Here is a 276-nt window from a genome sequence, read left to right as displayed (position 1 = left end):
TCTGGATGGCAATGGCGAGGGAGAATGCACTGCGCAACCAGCCGAAATCCGCGGCGATCGGGATCTGGAACACCCCAAAGGAGGCGCGCACGGCAAAGCTGACCAGGATGATCAGGCAGCCCACCAAAAGGACGGGCGTGAACAGGGGGGCGGGGCGGTCCAGGGCGGTCTCCGGTTCTTGTTGCGCGACAGTGTGGCGATCCGGCAGGGGCCGTCAATTCAGGAGTTTTGTGTGCATAGATCAGAAAAATTGAACACTCAGGCGCGCTCGCCGTG

The 276-nt window shown here is 61.6% G+C and carries 1 pseudogene; it reads right to left on the bottom strand.

Annotation, left to right across the window (positions count from 1 at the left end):
• Positions 1-163 (bottom strand): annotated as a pseudogene (locus tag R0J92_RS22765) (MFS transporter); the annotation flags it as partial.
• Positions 164-276 lie beyond the last annotated feature (113 nt).

The sequence above is a fragment of the Tritonibacter sp. SIMBA_163 genome (assembly GCF_046535935.1).
GTDB classification, from domain to species: Bacteria; Pseudomonadota; Alphaproteobacteria; order Rhodobacterales; family Rhodobacteraceae; genus Epibacterium; species Epibacterium scottomollicae.
Note: the sequence above shows the minus strand (reverse complement) of the source record. Positions and strands in the feature narration are given on the sequence as shown.